At 45.2% G+C, this 16396-nt stretch carries 13 protein-coding genes; 9 read left to right on the top strand and 4 right to left on the bottom strand.

Features of this window, described 5'->3' with window-relative positions:
• Nucleotides 1-365 precede the first annotated feature (365 nt).
• Nucleotides 366-1982 carry a methyl-accepting chemotaxis protein gene (locus FME95_RS07500; RefSeq protein WP_147713770.1) on the top strand — a complete coding sequence of 539 codons (1617 nt, stop codon included), beginning with the start codon at nucleotides 366-368 and terminating at the stop codon, nucleotides 1980-1982.
• 210 nt (nucleotides 1983-2192) lie between these two features.
• Nucleotides 2193-2594, top strand: a complete 402-nt coding sequence (locus FME95_RS07495) for a hypothetical protein (protein WP_147713769.1) — start codon at nucleotides 2193-2195, stop codon at nucleotides 2592-2594.
• A gap of 53 nt (nucleotides 2595-2647) precedes the next feature.
• Here the strand turns inward: FME95_RS07495 and FME95_RS07490 are convergent, their stop codons facing one another.
• Together FME95_RS07490 and FME95_RS07485 are read right to left on the bottom strand one after the other, a co-directional pair.
• On the bottom strand, nucleotides 2648-3985 hold the full coding sequence (locus FME95_RS07490; protein ID WP_147713768.1) for a magnesium transporter: 1338 nt from the start codon (nucleotides 3983-3985) through the stop codon (nucleotides 2648-2650).
• Between the two features lie 162 nt (nucleotides 3986-4147).
• Nucleotides 4148-7471: a response regulator gene (locus tag FME95_RS07485; protein ID WP_147713767.1), complete on the bottom strand. Its 3324-nt coding sequence runs from the start codon at nucleotides 7469-7471 to the stop codon at nucleotides 4148-4150.
• 326 nt (nucleotides 7472-7797) lie between these two features.
• Here FME95_RS07485 and folE point away from each other — a divergent pair, with 326 nt between their 5' ends.
• The 4 genes from folE (at nucleotide 7798) to FME95_RS07465 (ending at nucleotide 10814) form a co-directional block, all read left to right on the top strand.
• A complete protein-coding gene (folE, locus tag FME95_RS07480; RefSeq protein ID WP_147713766.1) occupies nucleotides 7798-8439 on the top strand; it encodes a GTP cyclohydrolase I FolE in 642 nt (213 codons plus the stop codon).
• Nucleotides 8440-8633: 194 nt separating this feature from the next.
• Nucleotides 8634-10061 (top strand): SLC5/6 family protein, encoded by a 1428-nt coding sequence (locus tag FME95_RS07475; protein WP_147713765.1) that lies wholly within the window; start codon nucleotides 8634-8636, stop codon nucleotides 10059-10061.
• On the top strand, nucleotides 10058-10498 hold the full coding sequence (locus tag FME95_RS07470) for a type II toxin-antitoxin system RatA family toxin (protein WP_147713764.1): 441 nt from the start codon (nucleotides 10058-10060) through the stop codon (nucleotides 10496-10498). The genes FME95_RS07475 and FME95_RS07470 overlap by 4 nt, the downstream gene beginning before the upstream one ends.
• 31 nt (nucleotides 10499-10529) lie before the next feature.
• A complete protein-coding gene (locus FME95_RS07465; protein ID WP_147713763.1) occupies nucleotides 10530-10814 on the top strand; it encodes an RnfH family protein in 285 nt (94 codons plus the stop codon).
• 34 nt (nucleotides 10815-10848) lie between these two features.
• Here the strand turns inward: FME95_RS07465 and FME95_RS07460 are convergent, their stop codons facing one another.
• A complete protein-coding gene (locus FME95_RS07460; RefSeq protein WP_222709920.1) occupies nucleotides 10849-11064 on the bottom strand; it encodes an outer membrane protein assembly factor BamE in 216 nt (71 codons plus the stop codon).
• Nucleotides 11065-11239: 175 nt separating this feature from the next.
• On the opposite strand from FME95_RS07460, the gene fur reads away from it, so the two are divergent.
• Complete coding sequence (gene fur, locus FME95_RS07455) at nucleotides 11240-11653, top strand: ferric iron uptake transcriptional regulator (RefSeq protein WP_147713761.1); 414 nt, start codon at nucleotides 11240-11242, stop codon at nucleotides 11651-11653.
• Nucleotides 11654-11796: 143 nt separating this feature from the next.
• Here fur and recN read toward each other — a convergent pair whose 3' ends face one another.
• Nucleotides 11797-13470 carry a DNA repair protein RecN gene (gene recN / locus FME95_RS07450; protein ID WP_147713760.1) on the bottom strand — a complete coding sequence of 558 codons (1674 nt, stop codon included), beginning with the start codon at nucleotides 13468-13470 and terminating at the stop codon, nucleotides 11797-11799.
• Between the two features lie 212 nt (nucleotides 13471-13682).
• Between recN and grpE the strand changes: the two genes are divergently transcribed.
• Nucleotides 13683-14297 (top strand): nucleotide exchange factor GrpE, encoded by a 615-nt coding sequence (gene grpE, locus FME95_RS07445; protein WP_147713759.1) that lies wholly within the window; start codon nucleotides 13683-13685, stop codon nucleotides 14295-14297.
• Between the two features lie 101 nt (nucleotides 14298-14398).
• Entirely contained in the window at nucleotides 14399-16318 is a 1920-nt protein-coding gene (gene dnaK / locus FME95_RS07440; protein WP_147713758.1) for a molecular chaperone DnaK, read from the top strand.
• Nucleotides 16319-16396 lie beyond the last annotated feature (78 nt).

Here is a 16396-nt window from a genome sequence, read left to right as displayed (position 1 = left end):
GTAATCACTGATTTTTTTGTCATTGATTGGTGAGTGTGATCGTCAGCTACAGTCTAACAAGCTGAAGTTATTTTTTTATGATGCAGTACAGCTTAACTGAACTTGTCGGGTGATGTTTTGATGAATGAACGAAGCGACGGCCATCATTGTCGTGATTCGATGCTATAGCAAACTTTAGTTTTTCCTGGCTAAAGCGTTAACTTGCTCACAGCGATGGCACAAAAAAAATTCAATATATCGAAATGATAAAAATAGTATTTTTTATATTCTTAAACGCGATAAAAGTTGCCAGTGTTTAGCTTGGTGCTGGTCAAAATTGTCATCTACGCTGAGGCTAACCCATTTATTTACTGTTAGGTAGCAGCATGAAAGCAATTCGAGTATCTCAGTTATTGATGATGTTGTCGGCATCTTTTTTAATCATCATTATGGTTCAAGGAGGGTTGATGATCAGTCAGGGGCATAAGCTCCGAAATGATCTGATTTATAATGCTAATGTGTTGATACCGACTATTGAAAATGTCCACGAGGCAAAAGAATACGCAGGTGAAACCGATCAGTGGCTGTTTGGTGCCAGTGCCGCCGGAGATAACGCCAGCATCGTTGAGAGCAATTTACAGAAAGCCGAGCAGGCTGCACAGCACTTTCGCGAAACAATCGACGAACTGATGCGCTTGGAACCAGAATACAAAACAGTTTATCAACAGTTGTTGCCTCTTTTTGAAGATCAATACAAAACCGGTGCCGCAATGGTAGAAACCTTTATCAGTGAAGGACCAGAAGCAGGTAGCGCTTTAGTGCCCGCATTTGAAGAAAAAATATCCGCCATGCACGTAAAGCTTGATAGTGTTTTGGATATGCTAGATAAAAAAATTGCCGAAGACATCGAGCATGAGCTAGCCGATATCGAGCTGAATAATAAATTGGTTTATATCTTTTTTATCTGCTTTTTGACCATTTTAGGTTTGTTGATGATCGTCAGTCAGCGTCGTATTGTTTCGCCTGCACGTTACTTGTCGAAAGAATTACAGACGATTGCTAAGGGTGATTTTTCCCGAATTATTAAAAAGCGTCATAGTGATGAATTTGGCGATATCTCAGATGCCGCGGGTGCCATTGTTAAGCAACTGGGTGAGTCGCTGCGAGAAATAACATCTGCCGGTATGCGTGTTTCGGCGTACGCACATGCACTGGCTTATTCTACAGACGATGTTCGTAAGCAGTCGGCAAAACAGGCGGAAGGAACAGGTACGGTTGTTGACGCTATCGATGAGTTAACGGCGTTGGGGCAAACTGTCGCTGTTGAAGCGTCGCAAGCGTCTGGCGTTTCGGCGGAAGTAAAAATTCAAGCTCAGAACGGTGATAAACTCTTGGAGCGTTCGCTCGGCTCGTCACTTCAACTGGCGAAAAGAATGAACGATGCAAAAGGTACAGTGAATGAGTTAGCCGAAAGCAGCAATAAAATTAATGAAGTGATGGCGGTGATTCAAGGTATTGCAGAGCAAACTAACCTGCTGGCACTGAATGCGGCTATTGAAGCGGCCAGAGCAGGTGAACAGGGTCGAGGCTTTGCCGTTGTCGCGGATGAAGTGAGAACCCTTGCCTCGCGAACGCAAGAGTCGGCCAGCCAAATTGAAACCATGATTCAAAACTTACAGGAACGCGCCCGCAGTACGGTTGATCTTATTACCCAAAACCAAGAGCAGGCATCGGAAAACGCCGAGGCCAGTAAGCAAGCCATTGAGGCGCTACGCAAAATTTTCACGTCGATTAACGAGCTCGATCAAATGAGCCAAAACATCAATACTGCTACAGAAACTCAGGCTGGGCGTTATCAAGATGTTATTGATGTTACGTCAGAATCGAAGGAGCTAGCACGTCTGTTGACCAGTAATTCAGAACAATCGGACCGATTCAGTAAAGCGTTGTCTCTACAGGCTAAGAGCTTTAGTGAGTTGGCGGCTAAGTTAAAAGTCTTTTAGTCGAGGTTAAAAGCCTTTTGGTTGGCTGATGCTATGCATTTAATCGCTCGGTAGCGAACGTGATCGCTTGATAATATTCATTGCGGTTTCGTTGTCACCTCTGGCATTATTTAACCTTATAAGGCTTGTTGTGAACATAATAAATTATAAAGTTTGCAGAATAAGCTGACCCCAATTAATAAAAATAAAGACTGTTAAAGGGTTTCATCTATGCTGTCTCGGAAGTTGTTTTATCTCTATTCTCTCATCGTATTTTTTCCTAGTTTAGTGACATTAATGACCTGTGTCGTGGTGAGTTACCACACGCTATTTTCAGGTATGAATGTTGAGGGTTTAAACCCGACATCGATTCTATTGCTGACGCTCGGGTTTATCGTTGGTTTGGTGGCGACCTTCTTAATCACCTTTGATTTGGCTGGAAAGCCTTTGTTAAATGAGTCCTTTCAGACTAAGTGGTTGGCTATGTTGCTTGGCTTGGTTTGCGGTTTTTTAAATACCCAGTGGGCGATGCCGTCGTTATTATTTTGGTTGCCGCAATTAATTGGAACGATCACGTTGGTGTTAGCTAGTTACCTATTGGCTTATGGTCATGACCGCTCATTAACGCCTTAAATATGCTGCGGATTTTTGGTACAGGTCGTTATGTTAGGTAAAGCGAGTTAGGCTTAGGTCAGAATAATACTGCCTAAGCCAAGAAAGGTGACAAAGCCGATAATGTCAGTCACTGTCGTTAGGATGACAGAGCCAGAAAGTGCAGGGTCGAATTTTATTTTATTCAGCACAATTGGGATGATCACGCCGGCAGCAGCGGAGGCTAGAATATTAACCAAGATGGCTAAACAAATAACTAGACCGATCATCGGGCTGTGAAACCAAAAACTAACCACAACGCCAATAATAATCGACCAAGCGATGCCGTTGATGCTGCCGACTCGAATTTCTTTTTTAAATAAAGCCTTTTGGTTGGCTCGGCTGACCTGATCTAAAGCAATACCGCGAATGATCAGTGTTAGCGTTTGGCTGCCAGCAATACCGCCCATACTGGCAACAATAGGCATCAGTACCGCAAGTACGACAACCTGTTGCAAAGTTGCTTCAAATAGGCCGATAAACCATGAGGCTGCAAAGGCCGTCAGTAGGTTGATGCCTAACCAAAGCGCACGTTTTTTAGCACTAACCAGTGCAGGTGCGAATAAATCTTCGTCTTCATCCATACCCGCGCTCGCCATAATTTGGCGTTCGTAGTTATTGTTGACGATGTCGCAGGCCGAGCCAATATCAATACGGCCAATCAGAATGTTGCGGTCGTCAACGACGGGCAACGAGGCAAACTGACTGTTTTGTACTTTGATTGCTGCATCGACAATGTTGTCAGTGGCCGCTAGGGTGGTAAAGCTGTCTTCATTGATGTCTGATAGCGGCGTGTGATCGGGAGCGCCAATGGCTGCAGATATTTTAACCGCGGCAATAAAATGCCCAAGTCGGTCGACTAAGAAAACGCTATCCGTATAGCTTTCCAGATTACGTCGAAGTAATCGAAGAGCATCTCGAACTTTGGCGTTTTGCGGTAGTACTAAGAAGTCTTGGTTAATCCAGTGGCCGGCTTGTTGATCTGAGTACTGCTGTGCCACTTGGAAAAACTTACGTTGCTCCAAATCCATGGCATTGAGCGCTCGGTCGATAATGCGCTCCGGCAGTGATTCGGACAGCTCAACCAGTTCGCTCGGTTCAATGCCTTCAAAGAGCGCGTCTAACTCCGCGAGCGACATGTCATCGAATAGATGCTCACGCGGGTCGCTGCGCATCTCGATTAATACTGCCAAGCGTTTTTCTGGCGCAATCTGTTGCCAGGTTGATAGCCGAAGATCTAAGGGGAGTGATTCAAGCAGTAGCGCAACACTTTCAAAATCTTTTTGTACTAATCGCTGGCCAATCAGGACTTCCTGATCGGCTGCATCAGATTGACTAAAATGGTCAATTAAATGGGTGCGTTCTTCTGGCAATGAAACAACTCCGAAAAAATAAAAGCTGACTGCGAGCGCTAGATGACGACATTTAAACCGCGCGCTCAACTGGTTTTAGTGTAACGGAAAATCCAGTCGTTGATGACTGTAATTTATTCATTAGCGCGTAACTGGGCGTTTGAGAATTGTAAATGAGGCTGTTTAGGTGCGAAGGTTGCGTTGAATCGTACTGAGGAAATCCTCTTTATCGAGCGGCTTGGAAGTGTAGTCGTTCATGCCGACCTCGATGCAGCGTTCACGGTCGCCCTTCATTGCATTGGCGGTCATGGCAATAATTGGGATGTCTTTAAACATTTCGCCAGCGGCGGCTTGGCGAATTTTATCGGTCGCCTCAAAGCCGTCCATAATCGGCATTTGGCAATCCATCAGTATAAGGTCGAAATGACTGTCGATTGGGTTTTCGGATTGCGCAATTAGGGTGTCCAGAGCCTCCTGTCCGTTTGCCACCGTTACGGCTTCAAAGCCGAGCGTTTCGACAAACTTGCGGGCAATCATTTGGTTTACTGTATTGTCTTCAACAATGAGAATGCGTTGTTGCTTGCTCATGTTTGCTTCGCCATTAGTGTCGTTGATTGGCTCGTTGACTGAAACTGCATCGCTGCTGTTCAGCGTGCTGTTAAATAGATTGGCAAGATCTTTAGCTTTGACTGGCTTGGTGATGTGACTGTTAAAACCTGCGCGTGAAATGCCCGCCAAGTTCGGGTCTTTGCTTACCGGGGTCATGAGCACTCGCTGGTTTATGGTCGCTTTGGGATGTGTTGTGGCTAACCTTACGCCCAGCGCCTTACCGCTCATCTGTTTCATCTCTGAGGAGATGAGCGCTAAATCGATATTGTCATCCTGCGTTTCGATATAGTCGATTGCTTGCTCGGCCGAATCGATGGTCACGATGCTAGCACCCCAGTGGCTCAGTTGGTTGGTTATGGTTTGTCGAGTCATCTCACAGTCTTCAACCAATAGAATGCGTTTACCGGATATATGATCAGTCGAAAGTATTGGTTGTGGATTGGTCGCTTCAATTTCAATACTAAATTTAAACTCACTTCCTTGGCCGACTTCGCTCAACACTTCGATTTGGCCGTTCATGCTCTCAACCAGCTGTTTGACAATGGCCAGTCCAAGGCCGGTTCCTTTGACCGCATCTTTGGCTTCTACCTGAATGAATGGGTCGAATAACGAATGTTGTCTGTCTGCGGGAATCCCCTTGCCGGTGTCGCTGACTGAAACCAACAGAGTGCAGAGCTGGTCGTCTAAATCAGTCGATTCAACCTGGATTTTCACATAGCCCTGTTCGGTGAATTTAATCGCATTGCTGACGAGATTAGTCAGAATTTGCCGTACCCTGCCGGCGTCTCCTTTGACCTGATGGTGCTGCACTTTTAACGTATCAATGATTAGCTCAATGCCTTTGCGCTGCGCCTGTTGAGCCATGCCGTCAATGAAGCTGTCTAGCATTTCGTAGAGATTAAAATCAGCGTGATCGAGTATGACTTTGCCCGCTTCAATTTTAGAGAAGTCGAGAATGTCGTTGATGATACTGAGCAAGGCGTCGGCGCTGCCTTGTGCAATACGCACATAGTTGAGTTGCTGCATCGTCAGTGGGGTGTCATGTAAAATATCCAGCATGCCAATGACACCGTTCATCGGAGTTCGTATTTCATGACTCATGCTGGCAAGAAATTCTGACTTTAAACGAGCTGATTGTTCTGCCTGTTCTTTAGCAGAAATAAGCAGGTTGGAGTTTACCTGCTGTTGGGTGACATCTTTTAGAATACAAAGGTAATAGCTTTTTTGTTTAAGACCATCTGTTGGAATAGGGCTTAAAACCAATTCTACGTGGCTTTGGTCGTTGTTTTTAAGCGGAACCTTGAGTACTTCGACAATGGATTTTTTCTCGATCATCGCTGTGCGAATACGAGCCAGAGGAGCATTGGCGAACTGCTTAAAATCTTTCAAAGACAGGTCTTTATTGCAGATAAGCTGGCTACTGATGCCAGTGATGCGCTCAAAGGCGGTATTGGCATAGCAAACCCGAGTAAAGGGTGCTTCATTTTCTAGAATTAGAATGCCGGAGTCGGCAGCATCGATAGCAGCGTTTTTAAGTTCGATATTGGTCGAAAGTTCATTCGAGTGGGTGATGTCTTGGCCGACGAAGATGGCGCCAAAAATATTTCCCTGCTCATCGAACATTGGGCTTCTACTCCAATGCACAATATTGGTTTGACGGCCGCCCTGAGTGCCAGTTTGATAAGTTGTTTCAAAACTGGGCAATGGTCGCGTCATGTTGAGTAATGACTTGGGGCTGTCAAAGTTATTAAACAGAAAGCTAAAAATGTCTTTGTGTGAAAATTCTTTGTTGGTAAAGAAATCGTCGAATGCACGGTTGCTGATTACTGGCGTACCGTCCAAGTCGAAAACGACGAGTAAATCATTAAGCGAGTTTAAGATAGCTGATACTCGATTCTTAGAGAGGTTCGAGGCTAAAAGCTTGGTTAATAAATCTTGAAAGCGCTCATTGAGCTGCCTGAGCTCGCTGATGTCGTAGGTTTTTTTGGTTAGCGCGCCTATTTGTTTGTGTTGCTCAAAATGTTCTATGGCCAGAGTGAAATCAGTAATCGCTTCACGAATGACGCGGCCAGCAATTTTCGCGGTAACAAAGGCGCTAATGAATATAAAGCTTGCCCCACTAAATAATAATAAATACAGCAATAGAAGGTTTTTTTGGTGCACGCTTTTCTTTTCAAAGCTGACAAAGGTGAGGTCACCTTCGGATAACGACATCGATTTTCGCCAAGTGGCGTTATCTCTAATTAACTGTGTCGAGTAAAGCGGGAACAGCTCGGTGTTGGTGCTGTAAAGCACCCTCTCCGTACGATCGAGGATAACTAGGTTGTAGTCATTTAAATGGATGTTGATTAAAGCTTTTAAATTGACGGTTTGGGAAACAATGACACCGAGTAATTCATTTGCCTGCATAATCGGAGCGGCGATTAATAGGCCGTTACTTGTGGTTTCAATAAAGGTTTGCTGCGCGCCAATAACGTAGTTGAACCAAGGGGTAAGGGCGATATCGGGTGCATTTTCGAGGCTGTAATTCAGTGTCGACGAATATAGGCTGCCGTCTTTCAAGTAGATTGACACCGATGAAGTAAAGGGCCCTGTAGCGTGTAATACCGAAAGGTTATAGTTGCGATGCAGTTTGGTTAGCGACTGCACGTTGGTTAGCGACTGTAATGTCAAAGGGTTGCTGGCGATCGAGTAAAGGTGGGAGGACTCGGCAGCAATGGCCTGATGGTAGCTGCTAAGAGCCTGATTCAGGTTTTCCTGGTGTGCATGATCGGCACTGGTGTTAATCGCCCAAATCATACCCATGCCAAAGACCATGCTCGTGCCTAGCGCAATGACCAGCGTTATCGGCAATGTTTGCTTTAAAAGAATTTGGCTTATGTTTTTTTGCTGTGCCACTGCGATCCTCAGAATTCACATTAGGACTGTTTTGCTTGAGCAGGATAATGATAAATGGCCTAGGATATTTGACCTTTATCTATGCAGTTTAGCTCATAGACAGCGTTAAGCTTAGATGATGCTGGTCAAATTGATAGGTATATTTTTCGTTTGCTGCGATACAGTTCACTCTAAACGAGGTAGATGGTATGCCGGTATCTTCGCATATTGCTAAAAGGAATTAAGTGGCAGATTGTTTGCTTAATGTAAACATAAGAATTGTCAGACGCTGTGATATGATGCCGCGCATAAATTTTATTGAAGAAGCTAGTTAAAGGTATACAAGTATGTCTATTTCAGCGGAAGCGCTCGCTGTCCATAACAAACTCATTGAATTGGGCATGGAAACGCCGATGTTGCAGCAGCGTCTGAAAACATCTGAGCAAAAAGCAAAGATTGAAACGTTAATGCGTGAAGTGATGCAGGTGTTGGCGCTGGATCTATCGGACGATAGCCTTTCAGAGACGCCAGAGCGCATTGCAAAGATGTATGTGAGTGAAGTTTTTTCTGGGCTTAGCTACGAAAACTTCCCCAAAATTACATTAATTGAAAATAAGATGGGCGTCTCAGAAATGATACGGGTAAAAGATATTGGTTTAACCAGTACCTGTGAGCACCATTTTGTCACCATTGATGGTACGGCCGATGTCGCCTATATACCTGATCAGAAGATTATTGGCCTGTCGAAAATAAACCGTATTGTGCGTTTTTTTGCACAGCGACCACAGGTGCAGGAACGTTTAAACCAACAGGTTTTAATCGCGCTGCAAACTCTGTTAGGTACTGATAATGTCGCCGTTAAAATGAATGCAACGCATTTCTGTGTTAAATCGCGCGGTGTTATGGACAGTACTTCGTCAACAGAAACCCTGTCGTTAGGTGGCCGCTTCTTAACTGATAAGGATTTGCGTCGAGAGTTTAGCCTGTAAGTTATCAGCCGCTCACTCTCGTTAGCGATAACAGCTATCATGTACAGGCTATTGATGCCTAACCAGTAATTGATAGGCAATTTTTGGTTATTAGTTTATTAGTTTATTAGTTTATTAGTTGTTAGTTGTTAGTTGTTAGTTGTTAGTTGTTAGTTGTTAGTTGGCTCGGGGCCACTGGTTGTGTACGGTGGCTGTTGCATCACTACCCTATTGGTTCGTCGTATCAATTGAAACAGGATGTCCAAGCATTGAATCTATTTTTATTGATCGCCCTTTTATTGGGGACTCAAATAGGATTGTCGGATGTGCTGATCTTACCGACACTGGTTGTTGAGCACGGCGAAGGCTCCTTTTTGGCAGCCTATCTATTATTGAAACTACTGTTTATTTTGCCGGTGTTGCAAGCTGAGCTGGTCGCGGGGCGAATTTTTCGCACCACACCGTTCGAATTTGGCTTTGTTAGTAACCATCCATTTTGGGCGCGTGTTTTTGTTATCACCTTACTGGCAGCAGTGACGATGACCTTGGCGGGCAACCTCTTTAATACCTCATGGGCGGTGATTTTCAGTGTCGATGGTTTGCGCGGCGACCTGCTAATGCTTAGGCCATTAGATCAAAACCTCTACTGGTTTGAACAAAGCCAGAATATTTCCCGCATTATGACTTTTGTTATCGCTCAAGCGATCCTGTTGATGGTGGTCGGCGGTCTTGCTTGGCGCGGTATTTCGATGATATTCGCCGCGGTTATTCCCATTCTGTTAGCTTTTATTATTTGGCGATTGCCTTACATTGTTGAAATGCTGCTCGATATGTCTTGGCTGCTGCTGTCGTTTGAAGATTTTGTCGCGGCCATGCAGCACGCGCTTACATCATCTATGGCAGGGCTGTTTATCTGGTATACGCTCGGCACCAAGGTGTCTGATCAGCTGCCGACGGGGCGGGTGATTATTGCTGTGCAATTGGTCGATGTTCTGTTTGGTGTGGCAATGCTTTCGATCTCATGGGATTGGATCAGTGCTTACGGCGGAGAGGTGTTACAGGCCGGGACTCTGTTACGTGCTTTAGCTGCGAGTTTAGAGTTTGTGCCCATTATTCCAATGGCGCTGGCCAGTTGGTTGGGGGCCTTAGCATTGACAGGCGTCATAAGCTCGCTACCTTTTTTAATGCTGGTGACGCAACGCTCCCTATCTAACTACAGCCCTTGGCTTCTTAGTAGCACGGTGCTGATTTCGCTAGCAATCAGCATTGGCTTGGTATTGTCTCACGATGGTTTTTCGCCGTTGACTTGGTATGGCCAAACGCTTTATTTATTTACTCAGCAACTGGGTCAGGGCGTTCTGGTACCCCTGTTGTCTGCTTGCATCAGTATTTGGGTGGGTTGGTTGATCTGGCCTAATCGGGTGTTGCGACAAGTGAACCCTCATGGCGGTATTCGTTACTTTTTTTGGCGATTGGAGCTGCGTTTCATTGTGCCGATAGTGCTCGGTCTGGTCTTTGTCCGAGCGGTGGGTAGCCTGCTGTCAATTAACTATCTAAATGTTATTCTTGGCCTACTTATTTTTTCTTTTATGTTGTACCTCTTTCGGTTACTAAAATCACGAGCAATGTTCCCAACCCTATGATCGAAATACATCGCAGCGCTTTAGTTTTGGCGCCAGCTGAACATCTTTATCGGCTGATTAATGATATAGAATGCTACCCCAGCTTTTTAGAGGGTATGAAGTCTGCGCGCATCATTGAGCAATCAGATGAGCACATGCTTGGTGAATTGGTGATCGCTAAAGCAGGTTTTGAAAAAACCTTAGTGACCCGTAATCGGCTGACTTACCCTAGCAGCATCGAAATGACGTTAGAACAGGGGCCGTTTCAGTCATTAAGCGGGCAATGGACGATCAAGGCGCTGGCAGATACCGGTTGCAAAGTGAGTCTGGATTTATCTTTCGATGCGAAGAAGGGCGTGCAGGATATTGCCTTTAGTTTGATGTTTAAGAAAATTGCCGATCAAATGGTTGAGGCCTTTGTGAAGCAAGCTCAGTCGAAACCGGTAACTTTGATATGAGCGTAAATAATGAAGAAATGGAAGCAAACAGATGAAAGTAGAAGTTGCTTACGCAACACCACAGAAGCAGTTAATCGTTGAAGTTGAGGTTGCTGAAGGCGCGACCGTGATGGATGCCGCCCTTGCTTCGGGGTTGGATAAAGAGTTTGAAGGTTTGGTGCTGGCCGACTGCCCGATGGGCGTGTTCGGCAGAAAGGTCACCAAGCCTGAGGTCGAGACATTGCATGAGGGCGATAGAGTTGAACTGTATCGACCTCTGCTGATTGACCCTAAGCAGGCACGGGCTAACCGTGCGGCAAAAACCAAGAAGGCTTGATGCATTTGCTGCTTATTTTTTTAGTGGTTGAGCTTTATTCGGTGAGGAAGTTATCGCTGAGCCTAATGGCAGAGACGTTCCCTTCGGTAAATTCGATCACTAAGCTGGCATAGCCAGCAGCATCAGAATAGGTCGTGTAGATCCAGTGTTGTTCGGTATCTAAACCAGAGAGCATGGGTGTACCCAACAAGAAGGTGACTTGATCTTTAGTCATACCAATACTTAGCTGATCAAGTTGTTCTTGTTGCACAAAATTACCTTGACCAAGCTCAGCTTGATAAGGTTTAAGTAGACCGCACGATGTTAGAATTAAGCTAAAAGAGAAAAAAAGCGCATATTTTGATAGTCTAATAAACAATGAATTACCCTTAGTATGTCTGTACGTGCGATCGAAGCATTGTACACAGTTATTCGGAGACGAGAAGGTGGCGACACAAAATCTAGAGCTAAAAAAAGTAGGCCTTAAAGTAACTTTACCTCGAGTAAAGATTTTACAGATGTTTGAAGCTGCAGGTGAAGAAGACCACCTCAGTGCTGAAGATATTTATAGAAATTTACAAGATGCTGGTGAAGATGTTGGCTTAGCAACTGTTTATCGCGTGTTAACTCAGTTTGAATCGGCAGGCCTGATCGTTAAGCATCATTTTGATGATAATCACGCCGTTTATGAAATCGCCACAGAAGATCACCATGACCACATGGTAAATATCGATACCGGTGAGGTTATTGAGTTTAGCGATGAGATTATCGAGGAGCGTCAAAAGCAGATTGCGATTGATCATGGCCTTGAAATTGTTGACCATTCGTTGGTGATTTACGCTAAATCGAAGTCTAAATAGAAATAAGAATAAAGTCTGAGTCAATCAAGACAAGGCCAGATAGCGATCGTTAATATAAAACGATGGCTATCTGGCTTTTTTGTTGGCAGGTGTTTAGCTGTTTTGGCAAGCACCTAACTGTTTGGACAATAAGTACTTAACTGCTAATGCTGGCGTTGTTGGCTGTTTAGCATTTCTTCAGCGTGTGCTCGGGTTTGTGCCGTAATATCGATACCACCCAGCATGCGCGCTATTTCATCAATTCGCTGATCGCTGGTTAACTGCAGAATATCCGTGGTCGTGGTTTGCTCTAACTGTTGTTTTTTCACAACATAGTGATTGTGTCCAACGGCCGCGACTTGCGGTAAGTGGGTAACGCAGATCACCTGCCCTTGGCTGCCAACGCTTCTAAGCATGTGGCCTACAATTTCTGCAGTCGCACCGCTAATGCCGACATCAACTTCATCAAACACCAGTGTTGGAATGGTTGAGTGCTCAGCACAGACCACCTGAATAGCCAATGAAATACGGGACAACTCGCCGCCCGAGGCGACTTTGGCAAGTGGTTGCAAAGGTTGGCCAGGGTTAAGGCTGACATGAAACTCAATTTGGTCAGCGCCAGAAGGGCCAAGCTGAGGCCGCTCAGCGAACACAACTTCAAAGCGAGCGCCGGGCATCGATAGCTGTGCTAATTTTTCAATGATTTCTGTTTCGAACTGCTGTGCGCATTGCTTGCGATTGGCCGAGAGTTCGGTGCTTAACTGAATGTAGAGTTCTTTGCGTTGCGCGACTTCGGCTTCTAGTTCCGGCAGGCTATCAGCATCGACACTGAAGCTTTCGAGTTCGTCGACCAGTTGCTGATGTTTGCTGTACAGCTCGGTTGTGAGCACCTGATGCTTACGCGACAGCGTATTGATCAGATCCAAGCGCTCTTCTAAGAAGTGCTTACGCTCTTCATTAACGTCGAAGCTTTCGATGTAGTTGTTTAGGTCGTGCAGACTTTCTTCGACTTGAATGGTCGCGCTGCTTAATAGCTCTTTAGCGCTCAGCAGGGGTTGGGCAGTATCGGTTAGTTTATTCAAAATGTGGCTAGCAGATTTTAGCGCCAACAAGAGACCGCTTTCTGAGTCGTTTTCAATATGTTGAATGGTTTGATGCGCACCTTCAAGCAGCGAATGGCTTTGTTCGATGCGTTGAAATTCCTGTTCTAATTCGGCGACTTCATGTTCACCTAAGTTTAACTCGTTGAGTTCATCACACTGGTACTGCAACAGCTGGCGTTGTGCGCTGCCTTCTTCAATGTTGGTTTTAAGCTCGGTGTATTTTAGATTTAGGCCTTGCCAGCTTAGCCAAGCGTCTTTGGTTTTGGCTTTCAATGCATTGAGCTGGCCATAGTCGTCTAATAAATTTAGGTGTGTACCAGAACGCATTAGCGACTGGTGAGCATGCTGGCTGTGAATGTCGATTAAGTATTCACCGAGTGTTTTCAGTTCGGTTAGTGGTACTGGTTGGCCATTAATAAAGCCACGAGAACGCCCTTCTGCAGAGATGGTTCGGCGCAAAATACAGTCGCTGCCTTCGTTTAGTTCACGCTCTTGTAGCCAAGCGAGTGCCTTGGGAATGCGGCTAACATCAAACGATGCCACCACTTCTGCGCGGCTTTCGCCATGGCGAACAATGTTGCTGTCGGCTCGTTCACCTAGCGCTAGGCTAAGGCTGTTAAGCAAAATAGATTTACCAGCGCCAGTCTCGCCAGAAATGGAAGACATGCCTGATTGCCAATCAATATCGATGTTGTCTGCAATCGCGATATTTCGAATCAATAAGTTCTGCAGCATGGAGCTCACCCTAACTGTAATTATCTGTATAAATGTACAGTTATTTTGCTGTTATTGGCAAGCGTTTTTGTGATGCTGAGGAAGATTTTGCCGCCTAAGCAGAAATAAGCCGAAAAATGGCCCTTTTAGCTGATCAATAGGCTTGAAAAGGGTGCCATAACCCCAATAAAAGTGCCGGAATTAAACGAACATTAGAGTTGGAAAGGTAAGCCATGACTCAGGAAGATAAAGCTGTAGACGATATCGAACAAGAAGTAACTGAAACTGCCGCAACAGAACAGGCGTCAGATGCGGGTGTCGATGAAGTAACCGTTGAAGATATATCGGAAGTTGATCTGGTTAAGCAACTTGAGGACGCTGAGAATCGCGCCGCTGAGGCCAAAGATCAGTATATCCGTGCCGAAGCAGAAATGGCCAACTTGCGTCGCCGTGTTGAAAAAGATATCGAAAACGCACATAAGTTCGGGCAAGAGAAGTTATCCAAAGAATTACTTGCTGTTGCAGATAACTTAGAGCGCGCACTGCAGTCCAGTGAATCAGAGACTGCCGATATAACGGCTATTAAAGAAGGGGTTGAGCTGACCTTGAAAGGTCTGATCGATCTCTTTGGTAAGTTTAATATTGTTGCTGTTGATCCCGTGGGCGAGCCTTTTGATCCACAGCTGCACCAAGCCATGTCGATGGTTGAAAACCCAGATGTAGAGCCAAATACCGTGATCGCCGTTATGCAAAAAGGCTATCAGTTGAATGGTCGATTAATTCGTCCGGCCATGGTGATGGTGAGTAAGGGTGGCGCTCCAGCAGCAAGCATTGATGAGCAGGCTTAAAAAGTCGATTTAAAAAATAAATTGCAGGCTTGAAATAACATCCGGTGAGCACATATTACCGGACAGAAAAATTTAGCAAAAAATTAACGGAGTATTTAAAGATGGGTAAAATTATTGGTATTGACCTAGGTACCACTAACTCGTGTGTAGCTGTTCTTGAAGGCGACAAGCCAAAGGTTATTGAAAATGCCGAAGGCGATCGTACAACGCCATCCATCGTTGCTTTTGCCGATGACAATGAAATTCTTGTTGGTCAGCCGGCTAAGCGTCAGGCTGTAACTAACCCTGAAAACACACTGTTTGCTGTGAAGCGTTTGATTGGCCGTCGTTTTGAAGACGATGTGGTACAAAAAGACATTAACATGGTGCCTTATAAAATTGTTAAGGCCGACAATGGCGATGCTTGGGTTGAAGTTAAAGGCGACAAAAAAGCACCACCACAGGTTTCTGCTGAAGTCTTGAAGAAAATGAAAAAGACTGCCGAAGAATACCTAGGTGAAAAAGTAACCGAAGCGGTTATTACCGTTCCTGCTTACTTTAATGATGCCCAGCGTCAAGCAACCAAAGATGCTGGTAAAATCGCAGGTCTTGATGTTAAGCGTATCATCAACGAACCAACAGCAGCGGCATTAGCTTACGGTATGGACAAAAAACGTGGCGACAGTGTTGTTGCGGTTTACGACTTAGGTGGTGGTACTTTCGATATTTCAATTATTGAAATTGCTGAAGTCGATGGCGAGCACCAGTTTGAAGTATTGGCGACTAACGGTGACACCTTCTTAGGTGGTGAAGACTTCGATATGCGCATTATCGATTACCTAGCAGAGACCTTCCAGAAAGAATCTGGTATCAATCTGAAAGGTGATGCATTGGCGATGCAACGCTTAAAAGAAGCGGGCGAAAAAGCCAAAGTTGAATTGTCTTCTTCGGCGCAAACGGATGTGAACTTGCCGTACATTACTGCCGACGCTTCAGGTCCAAAACACTTAAATGTTAAGTTGACTCGCGCCAAGTTGGAGTCGTTGGTTGAAGATTTAGTTGAACGTTCTTTAGAGCCTGTTCGAGTGGCACTAAAAGATGCTGATCATGAAATTTCTGAAATCAATGAAGTGATTTTGGTCGGTGGTCAGACTCGTATGCCAATGGTTCAAGAGCGCGTTGCTAAGTTCTTTGGTAAAGAGCCACGTAAAGACGTTAACCCAGATGAAGCGGTTGCAGTGGGTGCTGCTATTCAGGGTGCTGTGTTGTCTGGTGATGTGAAAGATGTATTGTTGTTGGATGTGACACCGCTAACGCTAGGTATTGAAACCATGGGTAGCGTAATGACCAGTGTCATCGATAAGAACACGACCATTCCGACGAAGAAATCACAGGTGTTCTCGACTGCAGACGATAACCAATCAGCCGTGACCATTCACGTACTGCAAGGTGAGCGTAAGATGGCGAGCCAGAACAAATCGTTAGGTCGTTTCGATTTGGCTGACATTCCTCCATCGCCACGTGGTGTGCCACAGATCGAAGTTAGCTTCGACTTGGACGCCAACGGTATCTTGAATGTATCTGCTAAAGATAAGGGTACTGGTAAAGAGCAGTCGATTATCATCAAGGCGAACTCTGGTTTGTCCGATGAAGAAGTCGAACAAATGGTTAAAGATGCGGAAGCGAACGCTGAAGAAGATAAAAAGTTCGAAGAGTTGGCTCAAGCTCGTAACCAAGCCGACGGTCTTGTTCACGCAACGCGTAAGTCTTTAAAAGAAAATGAAGACAAGGCAACCGATGAAGAAAAAGAAGCCATCGAAAAAGCCTGTGTTGACGTCGAAGACGCATTGAAAGGTGACGATAAAGAAGCCATCGATAAAGCCGTTGAAGCGCTTAGCCAAGCTGCAGCAGGTTTCACTCAGAAACTTTATGCCGAAGCTCAACAGGGTGCGGCACCGGAAGCAGATGCTGAACAAGCAGATGCAAGCGGCCCAGACGATGCAGTTGATGCAGAGTTTGAAGAAGTGAAAGATAAAGACTAACTCTATTTTCTCGCGACAGCGAAATAGATGATAAATCGCGGGTCCAGTGCCCGCGTTTTTGCATTAAGCAAGGCATAG

The sequence above is a fragment of the Reinekea thalattae genome (assembly GCF_008041945.1).
GTDB lineage: Bacteria > Pseudomonadota > Gammaproteobacteria > Pseudomonadales > Natronospirillaceae > Reinekea > Reinekea thalattae.
Note: the sequence above shows the minus strand (reverse complement) of the source record. Positions and strands in the feature narration are given on the sequence as shown.

Bases quoted from the DNA above. Each gene is read 5' to 3' on its own strand.
- FME95_RS07470 (WP_147713764.1), top strand. From the start codon at position 10,058: ATGATCGAAATACATCGCAGCGCTTTAGTTTTGGCGCCAGCTGAACAT.
- dnaK (WP_147713758.1), top strand. From the start codon at position 14,399: ATGGGTAAAATTATTGGTATTGACCTAGGTACCACTAACTCGTGTGTA.
- recN (WP_147713760.1), bottom strand. From the start codon at position 13,470: ATGCTGCAGAACTTATTGATTCGAAATATCGCGATTGCAGACAACATC.
- folE (WP_147713766.1), top strand. From the start codon at position 7,798: ATGTCTATTTCAGCGGAAGCGCTCGCTGTCCATAACAAACTCATTGAA.
- FME95_RS07495 (WP_147713769.1), top strand. From the start codon at position 2,193: ATGCTGTCTCGGAAGTTGTTTTATCTCTATTCTCTCATCGTATTTTTT.
- FME95_RS07500 (WP_147713770.1), top strand. From the start codon at position 366: ATGAAAGCAATTCGAGTATCTCAGTTATTGATGATGTTGTCGGCATCT.
- FME95_RS07465 (WP_147713763.1), top strand. From the start codon at position 10,530: ATGAAAGTAGAAGTTGCTTACGCAACACCACAGAAGCAGTTAATCGTT.
- grpE (WP_147713759.1), top strand. From the start codon at position 13,683: ATGACTCAGGAAGATAAAGCTGTAGACGATATCGAACAAGAAGTAACT.